Here is a 5,409-nt window from a genome sequence, read left to right on the forward strand (position 1 = left end):
TGCTCGCGATAGCGTTCTGCCTGTCAGTTGCCGGTCGAATGACAGGACGCTATCGCGAGCAAGCTCACTCCTACAGATTTTGTCGTGGCTCTACAATCGAGTAATCAAAAATCCTGCGAGGTCGGGCGCAGCACGATTTCGTTGATGTCCACATCCGCTGGTTGCTCAATCGCAAAGGCAATGGCGCGGGCCACGGAGCTGGAAGGGATAGCCTGTTTGTAGAACTCGCCCACTGCTTCAGCGCTGGCCTGGTGCGAACTGCCCAGTTTCAGTTCCGAGTCCACTGCACCTGGCTCGATGGTGGTGGTGCGAATGCTGCCGCCGACTTCATGACGAAGCCCTTCGGAAATCGCTCGCACGGCAAACTTGGTCCCGCTGTAGACCGTGCCGCCCGGGCTGAAGACCTTGATGCCCGCCACCGAAGCGATGTTGATGAAGTGGCCGCTGTTCTGTTGCTGAAATACTGGCAGGGTGGCGGCGATGCCGTAGAGCAGGCCTTTGATGTTGATGTCGATCATGCGATCCCATTCATCGGTCTTGCCTTCCGACATCGGTGCAATCGCCATGGCACCTGCGTTGTTGATCAGCACGTCTACACGACCAAAGGTATCCAGCGCGCCTTTGATCAACGCATCCACATCGTCTTTGCGCGTCACGTCTGTCTGATAGGCAACGGCGTTGCCACCTGCTGCGGTGATTTCACTGACCAGCGTGTCCAGGTTCGCCTTGCGACGAGCGCCCAAGACAACCTTCGCCCCTAAACCGCCAAGATGACGCGCGGTGGCTTCACCCAGACCGCTGCTTGCACCGGTAATGACGACGACTTTGCCTTCGATGTTATTGCTCATGATCTGAATACCCTTGAGTTGGTTTCGAGAGGGATAACTGCTTTCGAAATCAATTGTGGGCGTCTTCTTCCTGTCGATAAATGGAAGAGATAGGATTAAGGAATTCCAGAAAATGGAATTATCGCTCAGTGATTACTCATTTCGTTCTGAATCGCTTTTTCCTGTAGCAGCCGCTCCGCAGTCCCTGACGGCACGCTGTCGCAACGCAACATTGGACTGTAGGAGCGCGCTTGCCCGCGATTTCGGTCTGTCAGTTGATGGATAGATCGCCCGTGCTGACGCGTTCGCGGGCAAGCGCGCTCCTACAGGTTTAGCATCCCCATATACCAGGAGTTCCCATGCTCAACCGCGTCGAAATGCTGAGAATCTTCTGTGCCGCAGCTGAATCGGGCACCTTCCGCGAAGCCGCGAGCCGTCTGGGCACATCGCCGCAGAGCGTGACCCGAGCCATCAAGGAACTGGAAAACACCCTCGGCGAAATGCTCTTTCACCGCAGCACCCGGCAGATCCATATCACTGCGTTCGGCGAAGACCTGGCACGGCAGGCACGGGAAACCCTGAGCGGCCTTGATCAACTCTTTGCCCGTCACACCGGCGTTGAGAGCGATGGTCTGGCGGGGCGGGTAGGCATCACCGCGCCATACGCCATCGGCCGGTTGTTCCTGCTGGAGTTCCTAAAACCCCTGATGAGCAAACATCCGGAGCTGCGCATCGACGTGCGCTTCGACGATGAAGTGACCGATGCTGTTGAAGCCCAGGTCGATATCGGCATCCGGGTTGGCTACATCCGCGACCGCCGCTATATCGCCAGAGCAGCCGGTACCGTTCCGTTTCATGTAGTGGCCACGCCGCAACTGGTGGCTTCCACCGGGCGGCCATCCTCGCTGGAGGAACTCAAGCAGCGCCCGTTATCCGTGCTGATCGACCGTAAAACCGGACGGCCATGGCCGTGGGTTTTCGCCGATGGCCAGACGTTTCTGCCGCAATCGGCCGCCTTCACCTGTGACGACCCCGAAGCTGAGCTCGAAATCGTTCTGGCCGGGCTGACTTACGCGCAAATGCCCCGCTATCTGGCCGAGCCCCATTTGCGAGAGGGCAGGCTGGTGGAAGTCATGCCGCAGATCGCGCCCCCTCCATGGGAGCTGTTTGTCTATCGACCTCAGCGCGGCCCCGTCGCTCCGCGCGTTCGCCTGATTTACGACCATCTGCTGGCAAGTTTTTCTGACCCGCTGCGCTTTCCGCAGGGTGCAAGTTAGCCAGCGAATTGAAATGCTCCCACAGACTTAGCGATCAACTGTAGGAGCCGAGCTTGCTCGCGAAGAACGATGACGCGGTGCACTTGAATACCTCATCGACTGATTCGGGGCCAAGCAACGCTCCAGCAGAGAATGCCATCGACCATAGAGCGAGCAGGCCAAAATAGAATCTCCCACAGAGAAACGCTCAAAAAAGCCCATACCTTCAAGTTTTATCTATCGATTGACAGAGTATGTCTATCGCTACCCAAGACTTAGCTAATTAGCTCTCTTCTCAAAGGGCGTCTAGGCTTGTTCTGGCGCTGGTGAGCCAGTCGCCGTTTAATTAAGTTTCCGTGTGGCGACAGAGAGATGCTGATCCCGCGCTGGCCACGCATGTTGTGCCGTGATGAACCACATCGCCGCTTTAAGTCCGGAACGGGCCAGGCAGCGCATGAACTCGACCAAAGGTAAATAAAACATGTCGACTGAATCGAAATGCCCCTTTAATCACGCTGCTGCAGGTGGCGGTACGACCAACCGCGACTGGTGGCCGAACCAGCTTAATCTGAAGATCCTGCATCAGCACTCATCGCTGTCCGACCCGATGGGCGAAAACTTCGACTATGCCGCTGCCTTCAAAAGCCTTGATTTGGAAGCGGTAAAGCAAGACCTTCGCGCGCTGATGACTGACTCGCAGGACTGGTGGCCAGCCGACTTTGGTCACTACGGTCCGCTGTTCATCCGTATGGCCTGGCACAGCGCCGGGACCTACCGTACCGCTGACGGTCGTGGCGGTGCTGGCGCGGGTCAACAGCGCTTCGCTCCGCTCAACAGCTGGCCGGACAACGTCAGCCTCGATAAGGCGCGCCGCCTGATCTGGCCGATCAAGCAAAAGTACGGCCGCAAGATTTCCTGGGCCGACCTGATCATCCTCACCGGTAACGTCGCGCTGGAAACCATGGGCTTCAAACCGTTCGGTTTCTCCGGTGGGCGTGCTGACGTCTGGGAGCCGGAAGAAGCGGTTTACTGGGGCTCTGAGAAAACCTGGCTGGGCGGCGACACCCGCTACGGCAAGGAAGAGCAGCCTGAAGGCGAAGGCGTGCTGGTGGCCGATGCAGGCAATCACGGCACCGAAGAAAGCCGCAACGACGCGCCAGGCCGTGACCTGGAAAACCCGTTGGCCGCCGTGCAAATGGGCCTGATCTATGTGAACCCGGAGGGCCCGGAAGGCAACCCGGACCCGGTGGCCTCGGCCAAAGATATCCGCGAAACCTTCGGTCGCATGGCGATGAACGACGAAGAAACCGTGGCCCTGATCGCGGGCGGTCATGCCTTCGGTAAAACCCACGGTGCTGGCCCGGCTGATAACGTCGGTGCAGAACCCGAAGCGGCAGACATCGAGCAACAAGGTCTGGGCTGGAAAAGCACATTCGGCAGCGGTAAAGGCGGCGACACCATTACCAGCGGCCTGGAAGTGACGTGGACCACCACGCCGACCCAGTGGAGCAACAACTACCTGGAAAACCTGTTCGGTTTCGAGTGGGAACTGTTCAAGAGCCCGGCGGGTGCTCATCAATGGCGTCCAAAAGACGGCGCTGGTGCCGGTCTGATTCCCGATGCCCATGATCCGTCCAAGCGCCACACACCGACCATGTTGACCTCTGACCTGGCGCTGCGTTTTGACCCGGCTTACGAAGTGATTTCCCGTCGCTTCCTCGCTAATCCGGACCAGTTGACCGACGCCTTTGCCCGCGCCTGGTTCAAACTGACCCACCGTGACATGGGGCCGCTGTCCCGTTATCTCGGTCCGGAAATGCCAGCCGAAGAACTGCTGTGGCAAGACCCGATTCCAGACGTCGATCACCCTTTGGTCGACGAAAACGACGTGGCTGCACTGAAGGCTAAAGTTCTGGCTTCGGGCTTGTCTGTTTCGCAGCTGGTTTCCACTGCGTGGGCGGCGGCGTCCAGCTTCCGAGGCTCCGACAAACGCGGCGGTGCCAACGGCGGACGTTTGCGTCTCGCACCGCAGAAATTCTGGCAAGCCAACCAGCCGGAACAACTGGCGCATGTGCTGGCAAAACTGGAAAGCATCCAGAGCGAGTTCAACGGTGCACAGGCAGGCGGCAAGAAAATCTCCCTCGCTGACCTGATCGTACTGGCCGGTTCTGCGGGTGTTGAGCAAGCGGCGAAAAACGCCGGTCATGCCGTCACCGTTCCTTTCGCGCCGGGTCGTGCCGACGCTTCGCAAGAACAGACGGATGTTGAATCGTTCGGTTTCCTGGAGCCTGTTGCTGATGGCTTCCGTAACTTCCAGAAGGGCCGTTTTGGTTCGTCGGCTGAAGCATTGCTGGTCGATAAGGCCCAACTGCTGAACCTGACTGCGCCGGAAATGACCGTGCTGGTAGGCGGCCTGCGCGTGCTGAACACCAACGTCGGCCAAACCCGACATGGCGTGTTCACTCAGCGTCCAGAAACCCTGACCAACGACTTCTTCATCAACCTGCTGGACATGAGCACCGAATGGCGCGCCGTGTCTGACGCCAAGGACGAGTTCGAAGGCCGTGACCGCAAGACCGGTGCTGTGAAATGGACCGGTACTCGCGTCGATCTGGTGTTCGGTTCCCACGCCCAGTTGCGTGCGCTGGCTGAGGTATATGCCGCGGGTGACGCGCAAGAGAAGTTCGTCAGCGACTTCGTCGCGGCCTGGACCAAAGTGATGAACCTTGATCGCTTTGACCTTGCCTGATGTAAACGCTTGAACCCGAAAGCCCCGGTCTGAGTCGTCAGGTCGGGGCTTTTTTATTACCGGAGGTGTTTGATGAGCAGTGACCTGCGTGACGTCTACCAAGGTTACATCGCCTGCTTGAATCAGCAGAACTGGCCTGCGCTGGGCCAGTTTGTTGATGAAAACGTGCACTACAACGACCAGCGCGTGGGCCTGACTGGCTACCGCGAAATGCTCGAACGAGACTACCGGCAGATTCCGGACCTGCATTTCAACATACGATTTTTAATCGCCGACCCCGAACACATCGCCGCCCGCCTGGACTTCGACTGCACCCCGATTGGGGATTTCATGGGCTTGCCGGTCAATGGCCGGAAAGTGCAGTTCAGCGAAAACGTGTTTTACCGGTTTAAAGAGGGGAGGATCGTTGAGGTGTGGTCGGTGATTGATAAGGCGGGGATTGAGGCGCAGCTTTGATACAAGACCCTGTGGGAGCGAGGCTGTTCTGGTCAAGTTTTTCCGGACACCGATTACGGTGATCAAGCCGCCTGCTGCTCCATAGCTATTGGCGACAAGTAGTTGTTGTAGCTGTGGAGTC

4 protein-coding genes are annotated in these 5,409 nt (G+C 58.2%); 3 read left to right on the forward strand and 1 reads right to left on the reverse strand.

The genetic code is table 11. The features are described 5' to 3' along the window. Positions 1-104: 104 nt before the first annotated feature. Positions 105-848 carry an SDR family oxidoreductase gene (locus KDX30_RS29260; protein WP_231678233.1) on the reverse strand — a complete coding sequence of 248 codons (744 nt, stop codon included), beginning with the start codon at positions 846-848 and terminating at the stop codon, positions 105-107. A gap of 338 nt (positions 849-1,186) precedes the next feature. Between KDX30_RS29260 and KDX30_RS29265 the strand changes: the two genes are divergently transcribed. From KDX30_RS29265 to KDX30_RS29275, 3 genes are all read left to right on the forward strand, one after another. Then, positions 1,187-2,104 (forward strand): LysR family transcriptional regulator, encoded by a 918-nt coding sequence (locus KDX30_RS29265; RefSeq protein WP_231678234.1) that lies wholly within the window; start codon positions 1,187-1,189, stop codon positions 2,102-2,104. 460 nt (positions 2,105-2,564) lie between these two features. Next, positions 2,565-4,832 carry a catalase/peroxidase HPI gene (katG, locus tag KDX30_RS29270; RefSeq protein WP_231678235.1) on the forward strand — a complete coding sequence of 756 codons (2,268 nt, stop codon included), beginning with the start codon at positions 2,565-2,567 and terminating at the stop codon, positions 4,830-4,832. Between the two features lie 72 nt (positions 4,833-4,904). Then, the gene (locus KDX30_RS29275; protein WP_319946102.1) at positions 4,905-5,288 is read left to right on the forward strand and encodes an ester cyclase; all 384 of its coding nucleotides are present in this window, start codon (positions 4,905-4,907) and stop codon (positions 5,286-5,288) included. The last annotated feature ends 121 nt before the right edge of the window (positions 5,289-5,409 follow it).

The organism is Pseudomonas quasicaspiana (assembly GCF_021147825.1).
Lineage (GTDB): Bacteria > Pseudomonadota > Gammaproteobacteria > Pseudomonadales > Pseudomonadaceae > Aquipseudomonas > Aquipseudomonas quasicaspiana.